Source organism: Arthrobacter sp. Hiyo1, assembly GCF_001263615.2.
Classification (GTDB): Bacteria; Actinomycetota; Actinomycetes; order Actinomycetales; family Micrococcaceae; genus Arthrobacter.
Genome location: NZ_DF952474.1, coordinates 269437 through 270149, shown reverse-complemented (window position 1 = coordinate 270149; position 713 = coordinate 269437). Strand labels below are relative to the sequence as shown.

At 63.7% G+C, this 713-nt stretch carries 1 protein-coding gene; it reads right to left on the bottom strand.

The annotated features are described in order from the left end of the window. Nucleotides 1-54: 54 nt before the first annotated feature. A complete protein-coding gene (locus tag AHiyo1_RS18580) occupies nt 55-513 on the bottom strand; it encodes an SRPBCC family protein (RefSeq protein ID WP_059389532.1) in 459 nt (152 codons plus the stop codon). Between the last annotated feature and the right edge of the window lie 200 nt (nt 514-713).

The following is a 713-nucleotide window of genomic DNA, read 5'->3' as shown; positions in this document are numbered from 1 at the left end:
AGCTCGTCAACCGATCGGGAGATGCGGGCGCCGTCACTTTGGCAGCCGCCGCCATCAGAGCGCCTCCGCTTTCGCCGCGATCTCCGCGAGATCCTTCGCGAGCGCCTTGCGCGTAATGCTCATCCCGAGCTTTCCGAACGCGGCCATCATGACTTTGCTGAAGAACGTCGGCTGGAGGACCTCGGCGCCGAAGAACAACACCAGTTCGGTCCCGCCGTCGCGCTCTTCCAGGGTGAATCGGGTGGTGTAGTCCGCACCGCCCTGCTGGGCTTTGACCGTGGTGCCACGCGGCGGATCGATCTGGGCAACGTGCATTTCCACGGTCTCCTCCCGGCCCATCATGGCGCGGGTTTCCTTCCACCGAGTGCCCTCGCCGTAGGGGCCCTCACTAAGCATTTGAATGGCTTTGACACCGGACAGGGTCTTGGCCGAGCCGGGAATATCCGTGATGACAGCCCAGACTTTCTCGCGGGTGGCATTGACGTGCTGGCTGAGAGTGGTGCTGTGGTCCATGCATCGAGCCTAACGGCGACTGCTGACAAAAACAGCCGACAAAGACGCTTGCGCCGTCTGGCAGGATTGCACCATGGTGCACATCGACTTGAGCGCGGACAGTGCGGCGGCAGGAGTCCCGGACCCTACGGGGGTACCTTGCCGAGCCCGACGGCGAGGGGCCGTTTCCCGGCGTCGTCCTTATCCATGAAGCCTTCGGG

What these genes read in the sequence shown, in the direction of transcription:
- AHiyo1_RS18580 (WP_059389532.1), bottom strand. Translation starts at nt 513, where the DNA reads ATGGACCACAGCACCACTCTCAGCCAGCACGTCAATGCCACCCGCGAG.